Raw genomic sequence first — 23,980 nt, 5'->3', positions numbered from 1 at the left:
CTATTCACCTTTTCTTCTCTATTATAATATACACTTCTTCAATCATACCATTCTTAAAACAGGGGCGCAATTAAATTTTGGAAAAAACACTTTTCATTTTGAAAATTGTGATGTATACTTTACGTATTAAGTCAGTCAGGTCGAGTCAGACTATTTTTTCCCATGAGACCAGAATAGAAAGGAAAATAGAATATGATGGATATGAAAGAAAAATACGAAACGCTTTCACTGGCAGTACTGAAAGATGTGGCGAAAGCAAGGGGGCTGAAAGGAACATCCGCGTTAAAAAAATCGGATCTGATTGAACGCCTTCTTGAAGAAGATAGAAAAACACAGAAGACAGAGGAAACAGAACCTGTAAGAGAAAACAGGCATGATCATGAGCACGTCCAGAGAGAAGACGTAAGAGGGGAAAAGGGTGCCGGACTGGAACTGTCTGACCTGGACAGCGGTATGACGGCCCATGGAATCCTGGAAGTACTCCCGGACGGATACGGATTTATCCGCTGTGAGAACTATCTTCCGGGAGAGAATGATGTTTATGTTTCCCCGTCCCAGATCCGGAAATTCGGACTCAAGACAGGGGATATCGTTTCCGGAAATACGAGAATCAAGACACAGTCTGAAAAATTCAGTGCGCTGTTATTTGTAACGAAGATCAACGGACTTCCACCTGCGGTTGCAGTGAAACGGAAAAACTTTGAAGACATGACACCGATTTTTCCAAATGAGCGTCTGAGACTCGAAAATGAGAGAAGCAGCACAGCGATGAGAATTGTAGACCTGCTCTCGCCAATAGGAAAAGGGCAGAGAGGGATGATTGTATCTCCTCCGAAAGCAGGTAAGACGACACTGTTAAAAGAAGTGGCTCTCTCCGTTCTGAGAAACAACCCGGAGATGCATCTGCTTGTTCTTCTGATCGATGAACGTCCGGAAGAAGTAACCGATATTAAGGAAACAATCCGCGGGAAAAATGTGGAAGTCATCTATTCTACCTTCGATGAACTCCCGGATCACCATAAGAGAGTGTCCGAAATGCTGATTGAGCGTGCAAAACGTCTTGTTGAGCATAAAAAAGATGTTATTATTCTGCTTGACAGTATTACCAGACTTGCAAGAGCCTACAACCTTGTTGTACCTCCGAGCGGACGTACCCTTTCCGGTGGTCTGGATCCGGCGGCCCTGCATATGCCGAAACGCTTTTTCGGAGCCGCAAGAAACATGCGGGAGGGCGGAAGCCTTACCATTCTTGCCACTGCACTTGTAGATACCGGAAGTAAGATGGACGATGTCATTTACGAGGAATTCAAAGGAACCGGAAACATGGAGCTTGTCCTTGACCGGAAACTTTCAGAAAAGAGAATGTTCCCGGCGATTGACATTCCAAAATCCGGAACAAGACGGGAAGATCTGCTTCTTACCCCGGACGAGCAGGAGGCTGTTTACATTATGCGCCGGGCCCTCAATGGAATGAAGTCCGATGAGGCGGTTGATACGATTCTGAATCTGTTCAACCGGACAAAGCATAATACAGAACTCGTACAGACTGTCAAAAAAATGAAGTTTATTTAAAAAGAGGGTTGCAAAACAAAAACAGGTATGATACAATAAACCCGCTGTTTAGAAGACGATTAGTCGCAGAGAAATCTGTGTGAGACGAATAAAAGCAAGAAGAGGTGAAAATCATGAAAGAAGGAATCCATCCAGCATATCATCAGGCAACTGTAACATGCAACTGTGGGAATACATTTGTAACAGGATCCACAAAGGAAGATATCCATGTTGAAATCTGCTCCAAATGTCATCCATTCTACACAGGACAGCAGAAAGCAACTCAGGCTCGTGGCCGTGTTGACAAGTTTAACAAGAAATACGGAATCGAAAGCAAATAAGATTCAGAAGTACAGGGCTGAGGTTTTCATATCTCAGCTCTTTTTCGTTACTTTAGAAAACTGTTATTTAGCAGAGAAGGAGTTTCAATGAAGTCATCAAATGTAGGAGGACAGGCGGTTCTGGAAGGCGTGATGATGAAACACAAAGACCGGTACGCCGTGGCGGTAAGGAAGCCGGACGGGACGGTTGTTGTGGAGCAGGATGATTACAAAAGCATCGTCGGTTCCCACCAGAAGCTGCTTAAAACACCATTTATCCGCGGAATCTTCAATTTTATCGATTCAATGATTCTGGGTATGAAGACGCTGACGTGGTCAGCCGGCTTTGAGGAAGAAGAGGAGGAGGTGCTGACGGAAAAGGAGGCCAGGAAAAGGGAGAAACTGGATCAGGTGATCAACGGGGTCGTCATGGCGGTTTCTTTCCTGATTGCCATCGCAATTTTTATGGTTCTTCCGTATTTTCTGTCAGATCTGTTCAAGACGGTCATTCCGTCCTATGTTATCCGGACGATTCTCGAAGGCGTGATCCGGATTCTGATTTTTGTCGGCTATATCTGGCTGATCTCCAGGATGGAGGATATCCGGCGTCTGTACCAGTATCATGGTGCCGAGCATAAATGTATCAACTGTATCGAGCATGGACTGCCGCTTACAGTAGACAATGTCAGAATCAGTTCCAAAGAGCATAAACGGTGCGGGACGAGTTTCCTCATGTTTGTTATGATTGTGGGAATTGTCCTTCTGTTTTTTGTCCAGACGGAGTCTCATATTCTGCGGGTTGTAATTCGGATCGCGCTGCTTCCGGTCATTGCGGGAATTTCCTATGAGATTATCCGGCTGGCTGGAAACAGTGATAACGTGGTAGTTAACCTGTTAAGCAGACCGGGGCTGATGCTTCAGGGTCTGACGACAAAGGAACCGGACGACAGTATGATTGAGGTTGCGATTGCTTCTGTGGAAGCGGTCTTTGACTGGAAGGCGTACCTTGCAGAAAATTTTCCGGTCCGTGAAGAATCCGGAAGAAAAGAGGAGGCCGTATGACATTCCGGGAAGCACTGAACTGGGGAAAAGAAAAGCTTCAGCATGCAGGGATTCCGGAATATGATCTGGATGCCTGGCTTTTGCTGGAGCATGTGTCCGGCCTTTCCAGAGCCATGTATTTTGTGAGAGACAGAGAAGAGATGGAAGAATCGTGCCGGGAGCAGTACGAGGAGGCCATAAGAAAGCGCGAAAGCCGCGTCCCGCTCCAGCACATCACCGGGGTGCAGGAATTTATGGGATATGAATTCCACGTCAATGAGCATGTGCTCATTCCCCGGCAGGATACGGAGATCCTTGTAGAGGAGGCAGACCGGGCGGCAGATGATACAGGCGCGAAGCGGATTCTGGATGTCTGCACCGGATCGGGCTGCATCCTGTTAAGCCTTTTAAAAATGAATGAAAACCGGACCGGAACCGGATCCGATCTTTCGGAACCGGCCCTTAAGATGGCGGAGGAGAACCGCAGACTGCTTGAGATTCCGGAAGAACGGGCCGCATTTGTGCAAAGCGATCTGTTTGAAAGAATTGAGGGGACATACGATATGATCGTTTCCAATCCCCCCTACATCAGGACGGAAGAGATCCGGAAGCTCCAGGAGGAGGTCCGGCTCCATGACCCCTACGGGGCACTGGACGGAAAAGAAGACGGGCTGTATTTTTACCGCCGCATCATTTCAGAGGCGGGCGGTTATTTTGACCATCAGGGGACGTTGCTTTTTGAAATCGGATACGATCAGGCGGAGGATGTCAAAAGGCTGATGGAAGAGGCCGGCTACAGTCAGATCTATGTAAAAAAGGATCTGGCAGGGCTTGACCGTGTAGTAGGCGGCGTGTACAATAAAGCAAGAGAAAATGAGGAGGAATTAACAAATGTTTGATAAACTGGACGATTTGCTGATTCGTTTTGAAGAGATTATGGGAGAGCTTCAGGAACCGGACGTTGTCAATGATCAGACGCGGTTCCGCAGTCTGATGAAAGAGCAGAACGATCTGGCTCCGATTGTGGAAGCATATAAAGAATACAAAAAATGTAACGAGACAATCGAGGACAGCCTCGTCATGCTGGAGGAAGAGTCGGATGAAGAGATGCGGGAGCTTCTGAAAGAAGAGCTTGCCGATGCCAGAAAACGTGTAGAAGAGCTGGAGCATGAACTCAAGATCCTGCTTCTCCCGAAAGACCCGAATGATGACAAGAACGTTATCGTCGAGATCCGTGCCGGTGCCGGCGGAGACGAGGCTGCGCTGTTTGCGGCAGAGATCTACCGGATGTATATTCACTATGCAGAACGGAGAAGATGGAAATGTGAGATGATTTCACTCAATGAGAATGGAATCGGCGGTTTCAAGGAGGCAGTCTTTATGATCTCCGGACAGGGCGCTTATTCCAGACTGAAATACGAAAGCGGGGTACACCGTGTACAGCGTGTGCCTGAGACGGAAAGCGGCGGCAGAATTCATACATCCACCATCACGGTTGCTATCATGCCGGAGGCGGAGGAAGTGGATGTTCATATCGATATGAACGACTGTAAATTCGACGTATTCCGTGCTTCCGGAAACGGTGGACAGTGTGTCAACACGACAGACTCTGCTGTACGTCTGACCCATATCCCGACAGGTATCGTAATCTCCTGTCAGGATGAGAAGTCCCAGCTGAAAAACAAGGATAAAGCGCTCAAGGTTCTGCGTGCAAGACTTTACGAGCTGGAGCAGGCAAAGCAGCATGACGCTGAGGCTGAGGCAAGAAGAAGCCAGGTAGGAACCGGAGACCGTTCCGAGAAGATCCGGACGTACAACTTCCCGCAGGGACGTGTGACAGATCACCGGATCAAGCTGACACTTCACAAACTGGATACCGTGTTAAACGGAGATCTGGATGAAATCATTGATTCGCTGATTGCGGCCGATCAGGCGGCAAAACTTGCGAACATGCAGGAAAACTAACTGACAGACAGGATTCCCTATATCGGTATGGCACCGGATGTAGGGCTTTTGTATTCGTGGAAAAGAAGAAGGTATAATACAGTATGGATGAATGGAAATTTAACCGTGTCCAGCTAAAGGATCAGGAACTGATTAAGGAATATTTTCGGAAATACCCGTCAAGAAGCTGTGACAGAACATTTTTTGGAGTTATGCTTTGGGGAAGACATTATAATCTGGATTTTGCCTTTACAGGAAAAGCTATTCTGTTCCGGGAAAAGACAGAGAGCGGGTACGGTTTTGCATGGCCCGCAGGACCGGATGAGGAAATCCGGGAACTGATCCCGCAGATGGAGAAACACTGCGAGGAGCAGGGAGGAGAGTTTCATATGTACGGACTTTCCGAAGCACAGTTTGCCCTTGTCGACAGCTGGTATCCGGGAAAGTACCAGATTGAATATGACAGGGATGCGGCGGATTATATTTATGAGTCGGAAAAGCTTTGTACCCTGTCGGGAAAAAAGCTTCACGGTAAACGGAACCACATCAATAAGTTCAAGGCCACGTATGAGGACTGGGCATATGAGCCGCTCACAAAGGACAATCTGGAAGAATGCTTTCAGATGGCTCTGAAATGGAGAAACGAAAACGGATGTGACGAAGATGAAGAGAAAAACTGCGAGATGTGTGTAACGCTCAATTCTCTGAGACTGTTTCAGGAGCTGCATCTCAAAGGTGGAATTCTTCGTGTAAACGGTAAGATTGTCGCATTTACCGTCGGGGAACCGGTAAGTGATGACACGGTTGTTGTCCACATTGAAAAGGCATTTGCCGATGTGCCGGGTGCATATACAATGATCAACCAGCAGTTTGTGGAACATGAATGTATGGGATACCGCTATGTCAACAGAGAGGATGATGCCGGACAGGAGGGGCTTAGAAAAGCAAAGCTTTCCTATAAGCCGGCAATGCTGCTTGAAAAAGGAGTTTTATCAAAAGTACAGGAGGTATCAGAATGATTGCAGAGAAGATGAAAGGGATGGTGGCGAACAGTTCCGCGATCCGTGCGATGTTTGAGGAAGGAAACCGGCTTGCCGGGATTTACGGGGCAGAAAATGTCTATGACTTCAGCCTTGGAAATCCGAATATTCCGGCTCCGGAAGCGTTGACAAACGCCATGATGGATGTGCTGAAAGAGGAGGATCCGGTTGTGCTGCACGGATATACGAACAGCAATGCAGGGTATGCGGACGTCAGAGAGGCTGTTGCACAGAATCTGAACGAGCGTTTCGGAACTTCCTTTGAAGGAAAGAATATTACGATGACAGTAGGAGCGGCAGGCGGCCTGAATGTCATTCTGAAAACACTGATCAATCCGGGAGATGAAGTCATCGTATTTGCGCCGTATTTTGGAGAATACAGAAGCTATGTCAACAATTTTGACGGAGTGCTTGTGGAGATCTCCCCTGATACGGAGACATTCCAGCCAAAACTTGACGAGTTTGCCCGGAAGATTACGCCAAAGACAAAAGCAGTGATTGTCAACAATCCGAACAACCCGACCGGTGTCGTATATTCTGAGGAGACAGTAAAGAAGATGGCTTCCGTTATGGAGGAAAAGCAGAAGGAATACGGAACGGATATTTATCTGATTTCCGACGAGCCGTACCGTGAGCTTGTGTACGGGGATGCCGAAGTTCCATTCCTGACAAAGTATTACGACAATACGATTGTAGGTTATTCATTCAGTAAGTCCCTTTCTCTTCCGGGAGAGCGGATCGGATACCTTGTAATTCCGGATGAAGTGACAGACAGTGCGGATGTGATTTCCGCTGCCAACGTAGCAACCCGGATTCTTGGATTTGTCAATGCACCGACACTCCAGCAGAAAGCAGTGGCAAGATGTCTGAATGAGAAGGCGGACATCGCTTTTTATGACAAGAACAGAGAGACCCTGTACGAAGGGTTAAAGAAGGCGGGATTTTCCTGCATTAAACCGGAAGGAGCATTCTATCTGTTTGTCAAGTCTCCGGTGGAAGATGAAAAGGAATTCTGCAGCAGAGCGAAAAAATACAATATTCTGATGGTGCCGGGAAGCTCCTTTGGATGTCCGGGCTATGTCAGACTTGCATACTGTGTCGCATACGACACGATTGTACGTGCGCTCCCGAAATTTGAAGAACTTGCGGCCGAGTACCGCGGACAGGAGTAGACGCGTATGAGACTGGAAGAAAATATCCGCCGGGTGACTCCTTATGTTCCGGGAGAGCAGCCGCAGCAGAAAGTAATCAAACTGAATACCAATGAAAATCCGTATCCGCCTGCGCCGGGAGTGGAGCGGGCACTAAAGGAGATGGATGACGGAAGACTCCGTCTGTATCCGGATCCGGAAATCCGTATGCTGACAGAGAGCCTGGCCGAATACTGCCAGGTGAAACCGGAACAGATTTTTGTAGGAGTGGGATCAGATGACGTACTGTCAATGAGCTTTCTTACCTTTTTTAATTCCGGAAAGCCGATTCTGTTTCCGGATATTACCTATTCCTTTTACAAGGTGTGGGCAGAACTCTACCGGATCCCGTATGAATGCTGTCCGCTGGATGAGAAGATGCACCTCAGAAAAGAGGACTACTGTAAGGAAAACGGAGGCATCATTTTCCCGAATCCGAATGCGCCGACGGGAATTTATGAGAGCCTGGATGTGATTGAGGAGATTTTAAAGCAGAATCCGGACGTGATCGTCATTGTGGATGAGGCGTATATCGATTTTGCAGGAAAGCCGTCCGCCATTTCCCTGATTGACCGGTATGACAATCTTCTGGTGACACAAACCTTTTCCAAGTCCAGATCCATGGCAGGAATGCGGATCGGATTTGCGGCAGGGAACGAACGGCTTATTCGCTGGCTCCAGGATGTGAAGTATTCTTTCAATTCCTATACTATGTCCTATCCGGCTATTGTCTGCGGGACGGAAGCGGTAAAAGATACGGAGTACTTCCGGAAGACGACGGAAAAGATTGTCGCCACAAGAGAATGGAGCAAAGAGAAACTGGCGGATCTGGGATTTGAATTTCCGGATTCCAGTACAAACTTTATTTTTGCAAAACATCCGAAGTATGATGGAGAAAAACTGTTTCAGGCTTTAAAGGAACGGCAGATTTATGTCAGACACTGGAAACAGCCTGAGATCGCGCAGTATTTACGAATCACTGTCGGAACAGATGAGGAAATGAATCAGTTTTTTGACACGTTGGAAGAGATTATGAAAGAATAAGTCAGGAAAAGGAGGAATTAAAAATTCCTCCTTTCCTGATTTCTGAAATATTGTGTATGGATGATCATTGCCTGTCCCTCAAAGCCAGGAGGTTTGCATATTCCAGCAGATCCTGCTTTGACTTCGGGGAGAGAGACATGAAAACAGTTTTGAGCCGATACTGAATAATCCGTTCGTTTATGGCAGGCCCGGACGAAGAAACTTCGACCGGATGCGACTCCTTGCCGGAAATGAGATAATCGGTACTGACATGAAAAAACTGCGCAATCATATACAGTTTGTCATAGTCTGGCTGTCGGTTTTTGGTCTCGTATCCGGCGATGGTTGATCGGGATACCTGAAGGTATTGTGCTAGTTGGTCCTGAGTTACGTCTGCGTTTCTGCGCAGTAATTTTAGTCTTTCTGAAAACCCCATATATTGCCTCCTATCTTTAGTGTGGCTACATTTTAGCAATAGAAACGTGGGGAAAACAGGAAGTGTGGCGGAAAGGAACGTAGATGGAGCGATATGTGTCGAAAAGCATCAAAAGGAGCCGGAGACGAATCCCGTGTTGACAGGTATGAATAAAAATTTTATAATTTACTTAGAATAAAAGAAGAAAAATATGGAGGTAATCCGGATGTTAATTGCCAAAAATGATGAAAAAGAGAGAAGTTTCCTGTTTCGGATTGTAATCTGGACAGCGTCTGTTCTCATCATTGCGGTTGCAGCGTACTTCCTGATCCGGTCATTTGCAAGAAATCCGATTGCTGGGACATGGGAATATCAGGATGACAATATTACAATGACCATTCAAAGTGATGATAAAGTTAAACTTCAGTTTGATAATCTGCAGGATGTTCCGGAACTTGCGGTGACAATGGACTGTCAGGTGGATAAAACGGAAAAGACGCTGGTGATCGGCGGACTGCAGCAAAGTGAGATTGACAGAATCCTGGAGCAGTATGATGGACAGTTGACCCAGAGTGCTCTGGATACAGCGCTTTCCATGTTTACGACATCGTTTGACTACAGCATGGAACGGCAGACGTTGACGCTTACGGACCGCGAATACGGTGAACAGATGATATTTGATAAAAAATAGAACTTTCCCCTCTATACAGGAAAACGGATATGACGTGTGACTTGGGTAGAGGGGGATTTTATTCATGTAGAGGAGGAAGAGTATGCTGCGCACACAGACAAAAGTAATTCAGATAGGAAATGTAAAGATCGGAGGCAGTTATCCGGTTGCCATCCAGTCTATGACAAACACAAAAACAGAAGATGTAGAAGCAACGGTAAAGCAGATCCTGGCTCTTGAGCGGGCAGGCTGCGAGATTATCCGGTGTGCCGTTCCGACAATGGAGGCTGCAGAAGCACTCAGAGAGATCAAACGCAGAATTCATATCCCGCTTGTGGCGGATATCCACTTTGACTACCGGCTTGCCATTGCGGCCATTGAAAACGGAGCGGACAAGATCCGTATTAACCCGGGAAATATCGGGGATCAGGACCGTGTGAGAAAAGTAGTGGAGAAGGCCAAAGAATACAAGGTTCCGATCAGGGTAGGAGTCAACAGCGGCTCTCTGGAAAAGAATCTTGTGGAAAAATATGATGGCGTGACGGCCGAAGGACTGGTGGAAAGCGCGCTGGATAAAGTGCGTATGATTGAAAAAATGGGATACAACAATCTGGTTGTCAGTATTAAGGCATCTGATGTCATGATGTGTGTCAAAGCGCATGAACTACTTGCTCCGCAGTGTCCGTATCCGCTTCACGTCGGTATTACGGAAGCAGGGACTATCCTTTCCGGCAATATCAAATCTTCCATCGGGCTTGGAATCATTCTTTATCAGGGAATCGGAAATACCATCCGCGTCTCTCTGACGGGAGACCCGCTGGAAGAAGTCAAATCCGCAAAGCTGATTTTAAGGACATTGGGGCTGAAAAAGGGCGGCATCGAGGTCGTTTCCTGTCCGACCTGCGGCAGAACCAGAATTGACCTGATCGGCCTTGCAAACCAGGTGGAAGACATGGTGCAGGATATCCCGCTTGACGATGTGAAAGTGGCAGTCATGGGCTGTGTTGTCAATGGACCTGGTGAGGCGAAGGAAGCCGATATCGGGATTGCCGGAGGCGTCGGAGAAGGACTCCTGATTAAAAAGGGAGAGATTGTAAAAAAACTCAAAGAAGAAGAACTCCTCCCGGCCCTTAGGGAAGAGCTTCTGAACTGGAAAAAAGATTGAGGACGTATGACATATGGGAAAAGACTTTTTTGAAGTGTTTCCGACTCTGAACCTTTCGGAGGAGACAAAATTTCTGCTGAAAGATGTCAGGGTTACGAAAGTTTCAACGAATTCAACAAGAGATTTTATCCGGATTTATCTGTTTTCCACCCATCTTCTGCAGAAAAAGAAGATTTATGAACTGGAATATGCTATCAAGCACCAGTTGTTTGACCGGACGATGATCCAGGTGGAGATTCTGGAGAGCTATCAGCTGTCAGAGCAGTATACGCCGGAAAACCTGATGCACGAGTATTATGACAGTATCCTTCTGGAGCTGGAGCAGAGAAGCGCCGTTGAGAGAAGCATGTTTGAGCATGCGGACTATGATTTCGAGGACAGCGTTCTGAATCTGAAGCTTCAGAATTCTATCGTGGCAGAAGGAAAGAAGGAGGCGATTGTAAGCCTCCTTTCCGAAGTGTTTAATGACCGTTTTCATGTGCCTCTTTCCATTAAAGTCGGCTATCAACCGCCGAAAAAAAAGAGCGCGCTTGAGTTTAACGAACTTCAGCTTCAGGCAGAAGTGGATGAAATTATTGAGAGAAACGAGGCACTCCGCAAGGAGAAACGGAAAAATACGGAAGAGGCGGATGCCGGAGAAAACGGGACAAAAGAAGAGAAAACAAAATCTGCTCCAAAGACATTGAAAGAAAAGCGGTTTGGAAAAGAGATGAAGAAACCGTTTGTCAGACGTGATTTCAGAAAATCGGATGATCCGAACATGATTTACGGACGGGACTTCGATGATCCTCCGATCGAACTCTCCCAGGTGTTGGGCGAGATGGGCGAGATCACCATCCGGGGAAAGGTCATCAGCTTTGATACGAGAGAGATCCGGAATGAAAAGACGATCCTCATGTTTGCCATCACCGATTTTACCGATACGATCGTTGTCAAGATGTTTGCCAGAAACGACCAGCTCCCGGACCTGTTTGGCGACATTAAAAAGGGTGCATTCCTGAAAGTAAAGGGGATTACCACGATCGACAAATTTGACGGGGAGCTGACCATCGGTTCTGTGAGCGGAATCCGGAAAATCAGTGACTTCACCGTGCAGAGAAAGGATCTCTATCCGGAAAAGCGTGTAGAGCTGCACTGCCATACGAAAATGAGCGATATGGACGGGGTATCGGAAGTCAAAGATATTGTAAAGCGTGCGCATGACTGGGGACACAAAGCGATTGCCATTACGGACCACGGTGTCGTTCAGGCATTCCCGGATGCCAACCACTATATCGAATCTCTGGATAAAGACGATCCGTTTAAAATTATTTACGGCGTGGAGGCGTATCTGGTGGATGATCTGACGGAGATTGCCCAGGGGGCGAAGGACCAGACTCTTCAGGATACATATGTGGTATTTGACCTGGAGACGACCGGATTCAGCCCGATTCAGGACAAGATCATTGAAATAGGAGCGGTCAAGGTGGAGCAGGGCAGAATCACGGAGCGGTTCAGTACTTTCGTCAATCCGAAGATTCCGATTCCGTTTAAGATCACGGATCTGACCGGTATTACCGATGACATGGTGATGGATGCCGAGCCTGTCGAGGAAGTCCTTCCAAAATTTCTGGACTTTGTGGGAGATGCGGTTCTGGTAGCCCACAATGCAGGATTTGATGTCAGTTTTATTGAGCAGAACTGTAGATATCAGGAGATCGAGAAGGAATTTATATCGGTGGATACGGTGGCCCTCGCCCGGGTGCTCCTTCCGACTCTTTCCAAGTATAAGCTGAATGTTGTGGCAAAGGCACTGAACATTTCGCTGGAAAATCATCACCGGGCCGTGGATGATGCCCAGGCGACGGCCGAGATTTTTGTCCGGTTTGTCGAAATGCTGAAAGACAGGGAAATTTTTACATTGAAAGAGCTGAATCACTTCGGCTCCATGAATCCGGACGCAATTCGGAAACTTCCGTCCCACCATGCGGTCATTCTGGCGAAAAACGAGACCGGGCGTGTGAATCTGTACCGCCTGATTTCCATGTCCCACCTGCAGTATTTTTCCAGAATGCCGAGAATTCCAAAGAGCGAATTTTTACGGTACAGGGACGGACTCATTATCGGAAGCGCCTGTGAGGCAGGCGAACTGTTCCAGGCTGTCTTAAATGGAAAATCAGAAGAACAGATCGCAAAGCTGGTGAATTTCTATGATTATCTGGAAATCCAGCCGATTGGGAATAACCGGTTCATGATTGCAAGCGACCGGGTTTCCAATGTAAAAAGCGAGGAGGACCTGCGGGATCTGAACCGGAAAATTGTAAGACTTGGCGAGAAATTCTGCAAACCGGTTGTGGCAACCTGCGATGTTCATTTCCTGGATCCGGAGGACGAAGTCTACCGTAGAATCATCATGGCGGGAAAAGGCTTTTCTGATGCGGATGAACAGGCACCGTTGTATCTGCATACGACGGAAGAGATGATGGAGGAGTTTTCCTACCTCGGAGCGGCAAAAGCCCATGAGGTTGTAATTGAGAATCCGAATAAGATTGCGGACATGATTGAAAAGATTGCTCCGGTCCGACCGGACAAATGTCCTCCGGTCATTGAAAATTCCGATCAGACCCTGCGTGATATCTGTTATAAAAAAGCCCATGAAATGTATGGAGATCCCCTCCCGGACGTCGTGACGGAACGGCTGGAGAGGGAGCTTCATTCCATTATCTCCAATGGATTCGCCGTGATGTATATTATTGCCCAGAAGCTGGTATGGAAGTCCAATGAGGATGGATATCTGGTTGGTTCCCGTGGATCAGTCGGATCTTCCTTTGTCGCTACCATGGCAGGAATCACGGAGGTCAATCCGTTAAGCCCGCATTATTATTGTCCGCACTGCCATTACAGTGACTTTGATTCCGAGGAAGTACGCGCGTTTGCGGGGGGCTGCGGATGGGATATGAAGGACAAGGACTGCCCGGTATGCGGACATCCGCTCGTCAAAGACGGGTTCGATATCCCGTTTGAGACTTTCCTTGGGTTTAAAGGAAACAAAGAGCCGGATATTGACCTGAACTTTTCGGGAGATTATCAGAGTAACGCTCACAAGTATACGGAAGTCATCTTTGGAAAAGGGCAGACGTTCCGCGCAGGGACCATCGGTACCCTGGCGGACAAGACCGCATTCGGATTTGTGAAGAACTATTATGAAGAGCGGGGCAGCAGGAAGCGAAACTGTGAGATCGACCGGATCGTGCAGGGATGTACGGGAATCCGGAGAAGTACAGGGCAGCATCCGGGAGGAATTATCGTTCTTCCTCACGGTGAGGACATCAACTCCTTTACCCCGGTGCAGCATCCGGCAAATGATATGAATACGGATATCATTACGACTCATTTTGACTACCACTCCATTGACCACAACCTATTAAAGCTTGACATTCTGGGACACGATGATCCGACCATGATCAAGACACTGGAGGAGCTGATCAATTCGGACGCCATGGACAATGAATATGACGGCGTAGAGAATGTATTTGACGCCAGAGATATTCCGCTGGATGACCCGAAAGTCATGTCGCTGTTTGCCAATACGGAGGCACTCGGCATCACGCCGGATGACATTGACGGATGTCCGGTTGGATGCCTTGGTATTCCGGAGTTCGGAACGGACTTTGTTATCCAGATGGTAGTAGATACAAAGCCAAAGACCCTCTCCGACCTGATCCGGATTTCCGGGCTTTCCCACGGAACCGATGTGTGGCTGAATAATGCGCAGACGTTGATTCAGGAGGGAAAGGCAACGATTTCCACGGCGATCTGTACCCGTGATGATATTATGACTTACCTCATCAACAAAGGGATGGACAGTGAGCTCTCTTTTACGATCATGGAGAAAGTGCGAAAGGGAAAAGGACTCACGCCGGAGTTTGAAGAGTCGATGAAAGAGGCTGGAGTACCGGACTGGTATATCTGGTCCTGTAAGAAGATCAAGTATATGTTCCCGAAAGCGCATGCGGCCGCCTATGTTATGATGGCATACCGGATTGCCTACTGTAAGGTCAACTATCCACTTGCGTATTATGCTGCCTACTTTGGAATCCGTGCAGACGCCTTTTCCTATGAGCTGATGTGTCAGGGAAAGGAAAAACTGGCATACCATATCCGGGAATATAAAAGCAGACAGGACCGGCTGAGTAAAAAAGAGCAGGATACGATGAAAGATATGAAGATCGTGCAGGAAATGTATGCGCGAGGTCTGGAGTTTATGCCGATTGATATTTATGAGGCAAAAGCGACCAAGTTCCGGATTGTGGACGGAAAGCTGATGCCGCCCCTTTCCAGTATCGATGGAATGGGAGACAAGGCGGCAGAAGCGGTGGAACAGGCAGCGAGGGACGGCAGGTACCTTTCAAAAGATGATTTCCGACAGAGAACCAAGGCCAGCAAGACGGTGATTGATAAGATGTCGGAACTGGGACTTCTTTCCGATCTTCCGGAATCCAATCAGTTATCTCTGTTTGATTTTGCAGATTAATGCTTTAAACGAATAAAGGAATATGATATACTAAAGAGGATAAGCCAAAGAGGCGGGTCCTCTTTTTTCTGTGCAAAAAGCCGGAAAGGAAAGACTTCTGCACAGAAGGCATTGCATGGAACAGGGAAGCGTTTTATTCCCAAATTAATCTGACCAGGAGGAAGAAAAAATGATATGGGCAAAGGAGGAGACACTGCCTAGAGAAGAACTGGAAGAGATCCAGCTCCGGAAGCTGCAACAGACAGTTTCCTACATCTATGAGAGGGTGGCTCCTTATCGGGGGAAAATGGACAAAGCAGGGGTGGCTCCGGAAGATATCCGTTCGCTGGATGACTTGAGGAGACTTCCGTTTACAAGCAAAAAGGATTTCAGAGATAATTATCCGATGGGGCTGTTTGCGGTTGATAAAAAGGAACTGGTACGTTTTCACGCAAGTTCCGGCACGACCGGAAAACCGACGGTTGTCGGATACACGAAAAACGATCTGGATATCTGGCTGAATAATGTAGCAAGAGTTGCCTGCATGGGAGGAGCACGCGCAGATGACATCGTGCAGCTCTCCTTTGGATACGGCACCTTTACCGGTGCGCTGGGACTGCACGGAGGACTGGAAAAGATCGGAGCTGCCGTGATTCCGATGTCATCCGGCAATACGAAAAAACAGATCATGTTTCTAAAAGACATGGGTGTGACACTTCTTGTGGCGACACCGTCCTATGCGCTGCATCTTGGCGAAGAGATCCGCAGGGCAGGGATCGATCCGGCGAAGGATCTGTGCCTCCGGACCGGACTCTTCGGCGGAGAAGGGATGACCGAGGCGATGCGCGAGGAGATGCACCATGTATGGGGCGATCAGTTCTTCTGCACGCAGAATTACGGCATGAGCGAGCTCTGCGGACCGGGTGTGGCAGGCGAGTGCAGAGAGCTTTGCGGCATGCACGTAAATGAAGACTGGTTCATACCGGAAATCATCGATCCGGAGACAGAAGAAGTGTTGCCGCCGGGAGAGCGTGGAGAGCTTGTTGTGACCTGTCTTGGAAAGGAGGCTCTTCCGATTATCCGTTACCGGACCGGAGATATGACCCGGATTTTCTATGAGCCGTGCAAATGCGGAAGAACGACCGCAAGAATCGAAAATCTTTCCGGAAGGGCAGATGACATGCTTGTCATCCGCGGCGTCAATGTATTCCCGACGCAGATCGAAGAAGTACTGCTCAAGATCGATGAGATCGGACCACACTATGAAATCCTTGTAGAAAGAAAGAACAGACTGGACGTTATGACCATCACAGTGGAACTGATTGATGACAGGCTGCTTGACAGCTACGGAAAACTCAGCGAACTGGAAAAGAAGATCAAGGCGGGACTGAAATCCCAGCTTGGCCTCGCAACAGAAATCCGGCTGGTAGCGCCTTATTCTCTGCAGAGATTTGAGGGAAAGGCAAAGAGAATCAAGGATTTACGAAAGGATGGATTATAGAATGTCAGAATCAAAGAAAGTCATAATGCTTGGAAACGAAGCAATCGCAAGAGGGGCGTATGAAGCCGGAGTCAAGGTGTCGTCAGCCTATCCGGGAACGCCGAGTACGGAAATCAGCGAAAATCTCGTGAAATACAGGGATGATCTGTACGCGGAGTGGGCACCGAATGAGAAGGTGGCGGCAGAAACCGCGATCGGAGCCAGCATCTCAGGAGTACGTGCCATGGCATGTATGAAGCACGTGGGGCTCAACGTAGCTTCCGACCCGCTCTATACGGTTTCTTACATGGGAGTCAACGGAGGACTGCTCTTTATGGTGGCGGACGATCCGGGACTTTACAGCTCCCAGAATGAACAGGATTCGAGAATGATTGCAAGGGCTGCGGGCGTGCCGGTTCTGGAACCGTCAGACAGTGCGGAGGCAAAAGAGTTTGTCAAAATCGGATTTGAATTAAGCGAACAGTTTGACCGTCCGGTCATCTTCCGTATCACCACAAGACTGGCACACTCTCAGGGACTTGTGGAACTCAAAGACCGGGAGGAGATTCCGGACAAAACATATGAAAAGGATATCCGGAAAAATGTCATGATGCCTGGAAACGCAAAATTCCGGCATGTGGAAATCGAAAAGAGAAATAACGAATTAAAAGAAGCGGCAGATACGCTTCCGATCAATAAAATAGAGATGAACGATACCAGAATCGGAGTTATCACAAGCGGAATTCCGTATCAGTATGTGAAAGAAGCACTGCCTCAGGCTTCGGTCTTAAAGCTTGGCATGGTCAACCCGCTTCCGGAAAAACTGATCCGGGAGTTTGCATCTAAAGTTGAGACACTGTATGTGGTAGAGGAACTCGATCCTGTCATCGAAGAGCAGGTAAAATCCTGGGGTATTCCTGCCATTGGAAAAGAGATCTTTACCATTCAGGGAGAATACAGTGCCAATATGATCCGCAAGGCCATCCTCGGAGAAGAAGTACGGATGGATCCGCCGGCAGATGTGCCGCAGCGGCCGCCTATTCTCTGTCCGGGATGCCCGCACAGAAGCGTCTTCTATGTTCTCAACAAATTAAAGATGCATGCGGCAGGAGACATTGGATGCTATACACTTGGAGCAGTGGCACCGCTCAGCGTGGTGGACACGACAATCTGTATGGGAGCAAGTATTTCCAGCCTCCATGGAATGGAGAAAGCAAAAGGAAAAGAATACATCAAAAACTGGGTGGCAGTAATTGGAGATTCGACATTTTTACATACCGGTGTCAATTCCCTGATGAACATGGTTTACAATCAGGCTACCGGAACGGTGCTGATTCTGGATAATTCCACTACCGGAATGACCGGCCATCAGGATCATGCGGCGACCGGAAAAACACTTCAGGGAGATCCGACTTACGCAATCAACATTCCAAATCTGTGCCGTGCAATCGGTGTGCCGAATGTACAGGAAATCAATGCTTTTGACATTGTAGCGCTGGAGAAAGCGATTAAGGAAGAAGTGGCAAAAGACGAAGTATCCGTCATCATTACAAAGACACCATGCGTACTTCTTGACAAGAGACCAAAACCGCTCTATGCTGCGGATCCGGAAAAATGTAAAAAATGCGGCATGTGTATGAAACCGGGCTGCCCGGCCATGACAAGAAATGAAGACGGTACGATCCGGATTGACGACACCATGTGTACCGGATGCGGACTCTGTGAATCCCTCTGTAAGTTTGGAGCGATTGAACTGGTAAAGGCAGGTGAAAAGTAATGGGAGTAAAAAATATTATGATCGTCGGTGTCGGAGGCCAGGGAACACTTCTGACAAGCCGGATTCTTGGAGGACTTGCACTGGATGCAGGATATGATGTCAAACTTTCTGAGGTCCATGGAATGGCGCAGAGAGGAGGAAGTGTTGTAACCTTTGTCCGCTATGGAGACAAGGTGGCAGAACCGATCGTGGAGGAAGGCTGCGCAGATATTATTATCGCGTTCGAACGTCTGGAAGCACTGCGCTATGCACATTTTCTGAAAGAAGGGGGAGCACTGATCCTGAATGACTGGAGGATCGATCCGATGCCGGTTGTGATCGGCGCGGCCCGGTATCCGGAACACATCATTGAAACGCTGGAAGAGAAACATAAAGTCTACACTGTCAACGCGACGGAGGAGGCCAAGAAGCTTGGAAATCCAAAAGTATTCAATATGATTGTTCTCGGTATCGCATCCAGACATATGGATTTCACAAAAGAACAGTGGTACCGGGTGATTGAAAAGACGGTGCCGCCAAAGACAATCGAGATCAATAAAAAGGCATTTGAAACAGGAGCAGCACGATAGGAGGACGAAATGAAACAGGTATCGGTATTTGTGGAAAACAGACCGGGAAGTCTGATGGAAGTAACCTCAAAGCTGATGGAGGCGGAGATCAATATCCGTGCGGTTGCTTCGTTTGACACTCCGGAGTTCGGAATCCTGAGGATGGTGGTGGACCAGCCGGAACGGGCGAAAGAGACGCTGACCAGACTGGGATTTGTGGTACGGATCTATGACGTGGTCGGAGTAGAATTAAAAGATGAAAAAGGAAACTTAAACAGAATGCTGTCCATTCTGGCTGACGGACAGATCAATCTGAATTATATCTATTCCTTCGTGATCCGTGATAATAACGCACCGGTGATGGTATTTTCGACAGATGACATGGAACGTGCGGAAAAGATTCTTGCGAAGGCAGGAGTAAAGCTTGTCTCGGATGAGGAGTTATAGGAGGAAAAGAGCATGATAACAGACAAAACATGGAAGGAACAGATCCGTGATCCGCAAGCAGAATGTATGAGCGAAGATGAACGGATGGTACTTCAGGGGGAAAAACTGAAAAATCTTGTAAAAAGAGTGTACGGGGTCGTTCCTTTTTATACGGAAAAGATGAAAGAACTCGGTGTAGAACCGGGAGATATCAAAGGAATCGAAGATATCACGAAACTTCCGTTTACGACAAAGGAGGACCTGCGTGACAACTATCCGTTCGGATTTCAGGCAGTGCCGAATGAAAAGATCGTAAGAGTTCAGGGAACGTCCGGCACGACCGGAAAACTTACGGTCATGGCCTATACGCAGAAAGACGTGGACATCTGGGGCGAGTGTGTGGCGCGCTGCCTTACGATGGCCGGACTGACAGCGCAGGACCGGATTCATGTCTGCTATGGATATGGACTGTTTACCGGAGGAATGGGACTGGATTTTGGAGCGCAGAAGCTTGGAGCCATGGCAATCCCGATGTCAGCCGGAAATACGAAACGCCAGTTGATGTGTATGGAAGATTTTGGCGCCACGGCGTTTGCCTGTACACCGTCCTATGCGATGCATCTTGCAGAAGCCATGCAGGAAGCAGGTGTCGTTGAAAAGATGAAAATCAAGGCGGCAGTATGCGGAGCGGAACCTTGGACTGTGGAGATGCGGCACAAGATCGAGGAGATTCTGAAGATCAACTGCTTTGATATTTACGGGCTCTGTGAGATCAGCGGACCGGGTGTTGCGATGGACTGCATCCACCATGAAGGACTCCATGTGAATTCTGACTTCTTCTATCCGGAAGTACTCGACCCGGCCACACATGCGCCGTTGAAAGACGGAGAGACCGGAGAGCTGGTATTTACCACGCTGGACAAGGAAGCCGTACCGTTAATCCGTTACCGGACGAAAGACCTTACAAGCATCTGCCATGAGACATGCAAATGCGGACGTACAACACCGAGAATTTCCAAGTTCAAAGGACGTACAGATGATATGAAAGTCATCCGCGGCGTCAATGTATTTCCGACTCAGGTGGAAACAGCACTCTTTGGAATCGGAGAAGTCATTCCGCATTATCTGCTGATTATCGACAGAGAGGACAATATGGATGTACTTACGGTCATGGTAGAAGTGGATGAGAAATTTTTCTCGGATGAAATCCGGAAGCTGGATGCACTCCGCCATAAGATCGGTGATGTCTTAAAGCAGGCGCTTGGCGTTTCTGTCAGAGTCAAACTGGTAGAGCCAAAGACGATCGAGAGAAGTGAAGGAAAAGCAAAACGTGTAATTGACAACCGGAATCTTGTATAGGAGGGAAAAGCATGAGTACAATTCAGCAGTTATCGGTATTTCTGGAAAACAGAGAAGGAAGACTCGATGAAGTTCTGCATGCGCTTGGAACGAACGGCGTCAATATTGTCGCCCTCAGCCTTGCAGATACAACAGAGTACGGGATGTTAAGAATGATTGTCTCAGACCCGGAAAAGGGGAAAGAAGAGTTGAAGAAGATTGGAATCACGGCAATGCTCACACCGGTTATTGCCCTGAGAGTTCCGCATGCAACCGGGTCTTTGAGCAAAGCGATGCATCAGCTTGTGGAAGGCGGAATTAACGTAGAATATATGTACGCATTCGCGAACGGTAAAGATGCTTCCGCAGTCCTAAAGACAGATGAGCCGGAAAGAGCGGCAGACATATTGAAGCAAAGTGGATTCGGTGTCTGGAAAGCAGATGAGGCTTATAAGGCAAATTTGTAAAGAAACGTATCAAAAAAGGCTGTCATCGACAGCCTTTTTTGTAATCCAGATTCTATGGCTTTTAAATATCTAAATTGAAAAACGAATTTATATAAATAAAAGATGCATACAATTTCGATTATAACCTGGTCACATTAACAGCCTGAGGACCTTTTTCTCCTTCTGTTACTTCGAATTCAACAGACTGTCCTTCTTCCAGAGTCTTGAATCCATCCATATTCAGTCCGGTATAGTGTACAAATACATCGTTTCCGGATTCATCACAGATAAATCCATATCCCTTCTGGTTGTTGAACCATTTTACGGTACCCTTGTTCATAGTGCTACCTCCATAAAAAATAAAAACAATAAGCCATACATCGAATATACGATGTTACTAGAGCATAGCACTTTTTGCGTGAAAAGTCAATGATTTGTCGAGAAATATAGAGCGTAAAAGAAGAATTGTCCGAATTTCAATAAAATTCTGATAAATACGGAATGAGAAGCGGCCTTCACACCTTTCGTGGGAGTGCATAATCTGATGGTATGAAACAGTTTTGTGGAGGTTATTATGAAAAAGAAGCTTTTGTCCGCACTTCTTGTTGCTGCTCTCGCAGCATCTGTACTTGCCGGATGTGCAAAAGAAGAGACCGGTTCATCAGAATCGGACAAAAAGGAGGAAACCAGACTTACAAAAGTAACTTTGAATGAAGTTGCCCATTCCATTTTTTATGCCCCGATGTATGTGGCTGTCGAGGAAGATTATTTTAAGGACGAAGGGATCGACCTGGAACTTGTCACTGGATTTGGAGCAGACAAAACCATGACGGCAGTGCTCTCTGGTCAGGCGGACATTGGATTTATGGGATCGGAATCTTCCATTTACACGTATAATGAAGGTGCCAAAGACTATGTTGTCAATTTTGCCCAACTGACACAAAGAGCAGGAAACTTCCTTGTATCAAGAGAACCGATTGAAGATTTTTCATGGGAAGATCTGAAAGGGAAGACGGTCCTCGGTGGCAGAAAAGGAGGAATGCCGGAAATGGTCTTTGAATATATCCTGAAACAAAATGATATCGATCCGGAAAAAGATGTAATGATCAATCAAAACATTGATTTTGGTTCCACAGCAGCCGCTTTTTCCGGTGGGCAGGGAGACTTTACGGTAGAATTTGAACCGGGGGCCACCACACTGGAAGCTGCCGGAAAAGGCTACGTTGTTGCCTCGCTTGGCAAAGAGAGCGGTTATGTGCCTTATACGGCATTCTCAGCGAAAAAGAGCTATCTGGAGGAGCATCCGGACCTGATCCAGAGTTTTACAGATGCCCTTCAAAAAGGGATGGATTATGTAAATACACACACACCGGAGGAAATAGCAAAAGTCATCCAGCCACAGTTTAAAGAAAATGATCTGGAAACAATCACAATGATCGTTTCCCGGTATTATGAGCAGAAGACATGGAAAGAAGATCTGATCTTCAATCAGGACAGCTTTGAATTATTACAGGACATTCTGGAGGATGCCGGCGAACTGGATTCCAGGACTCCGTACGAAGATCTTGTCACAACGGAATTCGCAAAAAAGGCTGCGAAATAAATTTTTAATACTTTTTTGATATTTTGAACACACTTTCTTCACAATTGACATGTATTATGAAACTACAAAGTAAGTAATACTTTGTGAATAAACTTTTTCATAACTTTTTCCCTCAGCCAGTACATTCCCTGTACTGGCTATTAAAATGCAAAAAACAGGAAAGAGCACGTACATACGAAACTCTTTCCTGTCTTTTTATTTTGCAGATGTGTCCAGACGTCGGATGGAGTATCCGACAGCGGCACCGCCGATGATATTTCCTATCGTCACGCAGAAAAGCACTTTCAGGATCTGATCCGGGGCGATCGGGAAATTGAAAGTATATACGGACAGATAATACATATCCGCTACAATATGTTCAAATCCGCAGAAGACGAAGGCGGTGATAAAAAGCCACACATAAAAAATCTGGGCAAACGATCCCTGTTTCTGCCGGATTCCTCCGACGAAAACCGCGAACGCTACAAACAGGCCGCAGAAGATACCAAGAAGAATCAGGCTGACCGGGGAATCTCCGATCTTCGGTGTTACGATTTCTTTCACACGTTCAAGAATTCCAGCCTCAAATCTTGTAAAATGAATGAGTATGGCAACAATCAGTGTACCGATCCCGTTTCCGATCCAGGCAATCGCCATATCGCTGAACCGGTAAGAACGATCATAGGCCGCAAGAGGGCAGACCCTTGTAAATAACCGGTTGTGAAGATTCAACACAAGTAAAATACCTGTTGAGAAAAAGAAACTTGCGATGATCTTGTCCGGTATACTTAAATACACCATGGCGCCCATGGCAATGTATGCCCCTGCAATAATACTGCTGATCCACTTTTCTTTCATATTAACTCCTCATCACTTCTTAATCTTGTCGTAAAGATACTATGTACCGGAGAAATTGTACCCATATTTCCGACAAAAAGCAAGCTTTTTATCGAATAAAAAAATAACCAGAACATGCACACGCATATTCTGATTACCATTTGGATTCCCTTTTTGAAAGCCCCGGTATCGAAAACCCGGTCAAACCAAGGGCTCCTGACAGCAGATAACGGGAGTCGAACCCGCCTTTCCAGCTTGGGAAGCTAGCGTTCTACCGATGAACCATATCTGCAGATAAATACAGTATATCACTTCCCGGAGAAAATGCAAGGGAAAGACTTCCGGTTTTCCGGATTCCTTTCCCTCTGCATATTCCGCTATTTTACTGTGTACCGGAATCTATAAATTTTCACTGAAGAATTTCTGAAGTGTTTCAACTGCCTGATCTTCGTCTTCACCTTCAGCTGTCACTTTTACTTCCATGTCTTTCTTAACGCCAAGTCCCATTACACCGAAGATTGTTTTTGCGTTTGCAGCTTTGCCATCCTTTTCAATCTTGATGTCGCTTTTGAATCCTGCTGCAGCTTTTACAAGCAGTCCTGCCGGTCTTGCATGGATTCCTTCTGGATCAGTGATTACATAAGTAAATTCTTTCATTGTCTGTTTCTCCTTTTCTTTATTTACTTCCGTCCAAG

Annotated in this window: 23 protein-coding genes and 1 tRNA gene; 19 read left to right on the top strand and 5 right to left on the bottom strand. The window is 47.1% G+C overall.

From position 1 onward, the window contains the following. The first annotated feature begins 110 nt into the window (after positions 1 to 110). The 9 genes from B5E64_RS18750 (at position 111) to hisC (ending at position 8,130) form a co-directional block, all read left to right on the top strand. On the top strand, positions 111 to 305 hold the full coding sequence (locus B5E64_RS18750) for a hypothetical protein (protein WP_343284060.1): 195 nt from the start codon (positions 111 to 113) through the stop codon (positions 303 to 305). Beyond that, positions 247 to 1,572: a transcription termination factor Rho gene (gene rho, locus B5E64_RS10490; protein WP_343284059.1), complete on the top strand. Its 1,326-nt coding sequence runs from the start codon at positions 247 to 249 to the stop codon at positions 1,570 to 1,572. The genes B5E64_RS18750 and rho overlap by 59 nt, the downstream gene beginning before the upstream one ends. Positions 1,573 to 1,685: 113 nt before the next feature. Further along, the gene (gene rpmE / locus B5E64_RS10485; protein ID WP_087168467.1) at positions 1,686 to 1,892 is read left to right on the top strand and encodes a 50S ribosomal protein L31; all 207 of its coding nucleotides are present in this window, start codon (positions 1,686 to 1,688) and stop codon (positions 1,890 to 1,892) included. An 87-nt stretch (positions 1,893 to 1,979) separates the two neighbouring features. After that, entirely contained in the window at positions 1,980 to 2,933 is a 954-nt protein-coding gene (locus tag B5E64_RS10480; protein WP_087168466.1) for a DUF1385 domain-containing protein, read from the top strand. Further along, positions 2,930 to 3,811: a peptide chain release factor N(5)-glutamine methyltransferase gene (prmC, locus tag B5E64_RS10475; protein ID WP_087168465.1), complete on the top strand. Its 882-nt coding sequence runs from the start codon at positions 2,930 to 2,932 to the stop codon at positions 3,809 to 3,811. Before B5E64_RS10480 ends, prmC begins: the two co-directional genes overlap by 4 nt. Continuing rightward, positions 3,804 to 4,877: a peptide chain release factor 1 gene (prfA, locus tag B5E64_RS10470; RefSeq protein ID WP_087168464.1), complete on the top strand. Its 1,074-nt coding sequence runs from the start codon at positions 3,804 to 3,806 to the stop codon at positions 4,875 to 4,877. Before prmC ends, prfA begins: the two co-directional genes overlap by 8 nt. 83 nt (positions 4,878 to 4,960) lie before the next feature. After that, the gene (locus B5E64_RS10465) at positions 4,961 to 5,875 is read left to right on the top strand and encodes a phosphatidylglycerol lysyltransferase domain-containing protein (protein WP_087168463.1); all 915 of its coding nucleotides are present in this window, start codon (positions 4,961 to 4,963) and stop codon (positions 5,873 to 5,875) included. Continuing rightward, positions 5,872 to 7,068, top strand: a complete 1,197-nt coding sequence (locus B5E64_RS10460; protein ID WP_087168462.1) for a pyridoxal phosphate-dependent aminotransferase — start codon at positions 5,872 to 5,874, stop codon at positions 7,066 to 7,068. Before B5E64_RS10465 ends, B5E64_RS10460 begins: the two co-directional genes overlap by 4 nt. A 6-nt stretch (positions 7,069 to 7,074) precedes the next feature. Continuing rightward, positions 7,075 to 8,130: a histidinol-phosphate transaminase gene (gene hisC / locus B5E64_RS10455; RefSeq protein WP_087168461.1), complete on the top strand. Its 1,056-nt coding sequence runs from the start codon at positions 7,075 to 7,077 to the stop codon at positions 8,128 to 8,130. Between the two features lie 64 nt (positions 8,131 to 8,194). On the opposite strand, the gene B5E64_RS10450 is transcribed toward hisC, so the two are convergent. Continuing rightward, positions 8,195 to 8,545, bottom strand: coding sequence for a helix-turn-helix transcriptional regulator (locus B5E64_RS10450; RefSeq protein WP_087168460.1), 351 nt, complete (start codon positions 8,543 to 8,545; stop codon positions 8,195 to 8,197). 205 nt (positions 8,546 to 8,750) lie between these two features. Between B5E64_RS10450 and B5E64_RS10445 the strand changes: the two genes are divergently transcribed. The 9 genes from B5E64_RS10445 (at position 8,751) to B5E64_RS10405 (ending at position 20,887) form a co-directional block, all read left to right on the top strand. Then, entirely contained in the window at positions 8,751 to 9,215 is a 465-nt protein-coding gene (locus tag B5E64_RS10445; RefSeq protein ID WP_087168459.1) for a hypothetical protein, read from the top strand. An 82-nt stretch (positions 9,216 to 9,297) separates the two neighbouring features. Then, on the top strand, positions 9,298 to 10,359 hold the full coding sequence (gene ispG / locus B5E64_RS10440; RefSeq protein WP_087168458.1) for a flavodoxin-dependent (E)-4-hydroxy-3-methylbut-2-enyl-diphosphate synthase: 1,062 nt from the start codon (positions 9,298 to 9,300) through the stop codon (positions 10,357 to 10,359). A 13-nt stretch (positions 10,360 to 10,372) separates the two neighbouring features. Next, positions 10,373 to 14,872, top strand: coding sequence for a PolC-type DNA polymerase III (locus B5E64_RS10435; protein ID WP_087168457.1), 4,500 nt, complete (start codon positions 10,373 to 10,375; stop codon positions 14,870 to 14,872). Between the two features lie 169 nt (positions 14,873 to 15,041). Then, positions 15,042 to 16,352 (top strand): phenylacetate--CoA ligase, encoded by a 1,311-nt coding sequence (locus B5E64_RS10430; protein ID WP_087168456.1) that lies wholly within the window; start codon positions 15,042 to 15,044, stop codon positions 16,350 to 16,352. A 1-nt stretch (position 16,353) separates the two neighbouring features. Beyond that, the gene (gene iorA / locus B5E64_RS10425) at positions 16,354 to 18,108 is read left to right on the top strand and encodes an indolepyruvate ferredoxin oxidoreductase subunit alpha (protein WP_087168455.1); all 1,755 of its coding nucleotides are present in this window, start codon (positions 16,354 to 16,356) and stop codon (positions 18,106 to 18,108) included. Then, positions 18,108 to 18,677 (top strand): indolepyruvate oxidoreductase subunit beta, encoded by a 570-nt coding sequence (locus B5E64_RS10420; protein WP_087168454.1) that lies wholly within the window; start codon positions 18,108 to 18,110, stop codon positions 18,675 to 18,677. Before iorA ends, B5E64_RS10420 begins: the two co-directional genes overlap by 1 nt. A gap of 9 nt (positions 18,678 to 18,686) precedes the next feature. Beyond that, positions 18,687 to 19,103, top strand: a complete 417-nt coding sequence (locus B5E64_RS10415) for an ACT domain-containing protein (RefSeq protein ID WP_087168453.1) — start codon at positions 18,687 to 18,689, stop codon at positions 19,101 to 19,103. Positions 19,104 to 19,115: 12 nt separating this feature from the next. Then, positions 19,116 to 20,441: a phenylacetate--CoA ligase gene (locus B5E64_RS10410; RefSeq protein ID WP_087168452.1), complete on the top strand. Its 1,326-nt coding sequence runs from the start codon at positions 19,116 to 19,118 to the stop codon at positions 20,439 to 20,441. 11 nt (positions 20,442 to 20,452) lie between these two features. After that, on the top strand, positions 20,453 to 20,887 hold the full coding sequence (locus tag B5E64_RS10405; protein WP_087168451.1) for an amino acid-binding protein: 435 nt from the start codon (positions 20,453 to 20,455) through the stop codon (positions 20,885 to 20,887). 118 nt (positions 20,888 to 21,005) lie between these two features. Here B5E64_RS10405 and B5E64_RS10400 read toward each other — a convergent pair whose 3' ends face one another. Then, on the bottom strand, positions 21,006 to 21,206 hold the full coding sequence (locus B5E64_RS10400) for a cold shock domain-containing protein (protein ID WP_087168450.1): 201 nt from the start codon (positions 21,204 to 21,206) through the stop codon (positions 21,006 to 21,008). A gap of 234 nt (positions 21,207 to 21,440) precedes the next feature. Between B5E64_RS10400 and B5E64_RS10395 the strand changes: the two genes are divergently transcribed. After that, on the top strand, positions 21,441 to 22,469 hold the full coding sequence (locus B5E64_RS10395; RefSeq protein WP_087168449.1) for an ABC transporter substrate-binding protein: 1,029 nt from the start codon (positions 21,441 to 21,443) through the stop codon (positions 22,467 to 22,469). 195 nt (positions 22,470 to 22,664) lie between these two features. Here the strand turns inward: B5E64_RS10395 and B5E64_RS10390 are convergent, their stop codons facing one another. The 3 genes from B5E64_RS10390 to B5E64_RS10380 all read right to left on the bottom strand — a co-directional run bounded on the left by B5E64_RS10390 (position 22,665) and on the right by B5E64_RS10380 (position 23,942). Next, the gene (locus tag B5E64_RS10390) at positions 22,665 to 23,306 is read right to left on the bottom strand and encodes a formate/nitrite transporter family protein (protein ID WP_087168448.1); all 642 of its coding nucleotides are present in this window, start codon (positions 23,304 to 23,306) and stop codon (positions 22,665 to 22,667) included. A 200-nt stretch (positions 23,307 to 23,506) separates the two neighbouring features. Further along, positions 23,507 to 23,577: transfer RNA gene (locus B5E64_RS10385), tRNA-Gly, on the bottom strand. Positions 23,578 to 23,684: 107 nt separating this feature from the next. Next, the gene (locus B5E64_RS10380) at positions 23,685 to 23,942 is read right to left on the bottom strand and encodes an HPr family phosphocarrier protein (RefSeq protein WP_087168447.1); all 258 of its coding nucleotides are present in this window, start codon (positions 23,940 to 23,942) and stop codon (positions 23,685 to 23,687) included. Positions 23,943 to 23,980 lie beyond the last annotated feature (38 nt).

Source organism: Drancourtella sp. An12 (genome assembly GCF_002160935.1).
Classification (GTDB): Bacteria; Bacillota; Clostridia; order Lachnospirales; family Lachnospiraceae; genus Sellimonas; species Sellimonas catena.
Note: the sequence above shows the minus strand (reverse complement) of the source record. Positions and strands in the feature narration are given on the sequence as shown.

Excerpts from the sequence above, each read along its gene's own strand:
- B5E64_RS18750 (WP_343284060.1), top strand. The coding sequence starts at position 111 with ATGTATACTTTACGTATTAAGTCAGTCAGGTCGAGTCAGACTATTTTT.
- rpmE (WP_087168467.1), top strand. The coding sequence starts at position 1,686 with ATGAAAGAAGGAATCCATCCAGCATATCATCAGGCAACTGTAACATGC.
- B5E64_RS10480 (WP_087168466.1), top strand. The coding sequence starts at position 1,980 with ATGAAGTCATCAAATGTAGGAGGACAGGCGGTTCTGGAAGGCGTGATG.
- prmC (WP_087168465.1), top strand. The coding sequence starts at position 2,930 with ATGACATTCCGGGAAGCACTGAACTGGGGAAAAGAAAAGCTTCAGCAT.
- prfA (WP_087168464.1), top strand. The coding sequence starts at position 3,804 with ATGTTTGATAAACTGGACGATTTGCTGATTCGTTTTGAAGAGATTATG.
- B5E64_RS10465 (WP_087168463.1), top strand. The coding sequence starts at position 4,961 with ATGGATGAATGGAAATTTAACCGTGTCCAGCTAAAGGATCAGGAACTG.
- B5E64_RS10460 (WP_087168462.1), top strand. The coding sequence starts at position 5,872 with ATGATTGCAGAGAAGATGAAAGGGATGGTGGCGAACAGTTCCGCGATC.
- hisC (WP_087168461.1), top strand. The coding sequence starts at position 7,075 with ATGAGACTGGAAGAAAATATCCGCCGGGTGACTCCTTATGTTCCGGGA.
- B5E64_RS10450 (WP_087168460.1), bottom strand. The coding sequence starts at position 8,545 with ATGGGGTTTTCAGAAAGACTAAAATTACTGCGCAGAAACGCAGACGTA.
- B5E64_RS10445 (WP_087168459.1), top strand. The coding sequence starts at position 8,751 with ATGTTAATTGCCAAAAATGATGAAAAAGAGAGAAGTTTCCTGTTTCGG.
- ispG (WP_087168458.1), top strand. The coding sequence starts at position 9,298 with ATGCTGCGCACACAGACAAAAGTAATTCAGATAGGAAATGTAAAGATC.
- B5E64_RS10435 (WP_087168457.1), top strand. The coding sequence starts at position 10,373 with ATGGGAAAAGACTTTTTTGAAGTGTTTCCGACTCTGAACCTTTCGGAG.
- B5E64_RS10430 (WP_087168456.1), top strand. The coding sequence starts at position 15,042 with ATGATATGGGCAAAGGAGGAGACACTGCCTAGAGAAGAACTGGAAGAG.
- iorA (WP_087168455.1), top strand. The coding sequence starts at position 16,354 with ATGTCAGAATCAAAGAAAGTCATAATGCTTGGAAACGAAGCAATCGCA.
- B5E64_RS10420 (WP_087168454.1), top strand. The coding sequence starts at position 18,108 with ATGGGAGTAAAAAATATTATGATCGTCGGTGTCGGAGGCCAGGGAACA.
- B5E64_RS10415 (WP_087168453.1), top strand. The coding sequence starts at position 18,687 with ATGAAACAGGTATCGGTATTTGTGGAAAACAGACCGGGAAGTCTGATG.
- B5E64_RS10410 (WP_087168452.1), top strand. The coding sequence starts at position 19,116 with ATGATAACAGACAAAACATGGAAGGAACAGATCCGTGATCCGCAAGCA.
- B5E64_RS10405 (WP_087168451.1), top strand. The coding sequence starts at position 20,453 with ATGAGTACAATTCAGCAGTTATCGGTATTTCTGGAAAACAGAGAAGGA.
- B5E64_RS10400 (WP_087168450.1), bottom strand. The coding sequence starts at position 21,206 with ATGAACAAGGGTACCGTAAAATGGTTCAACAACCAGAAGGGATATGGA.
- B5E64_RS10395 (WP_087168449.1), top strand. The coding sequence starts at position 21,441 with ATGAAAAAGAAGCTTTTGTCCGCACTTCTTGTTGCTGCTCTCGCAGCA.
- B5E64_RS10390 (WP_087168448.1), bottom strand. The coding sequence starts at position 23,306 with ATGAAAGAAAAGTGGATCAGCAGTATTATTGCAGGGGCATACATTGCC.
- B5E64_RS10380 (WP_087168447.1), bottom strand. The coding sequence starts at position 23,942 with ATGAAAGAATTTACTTATGTAATCACTGATCCAGAAGGAATCCATGCA.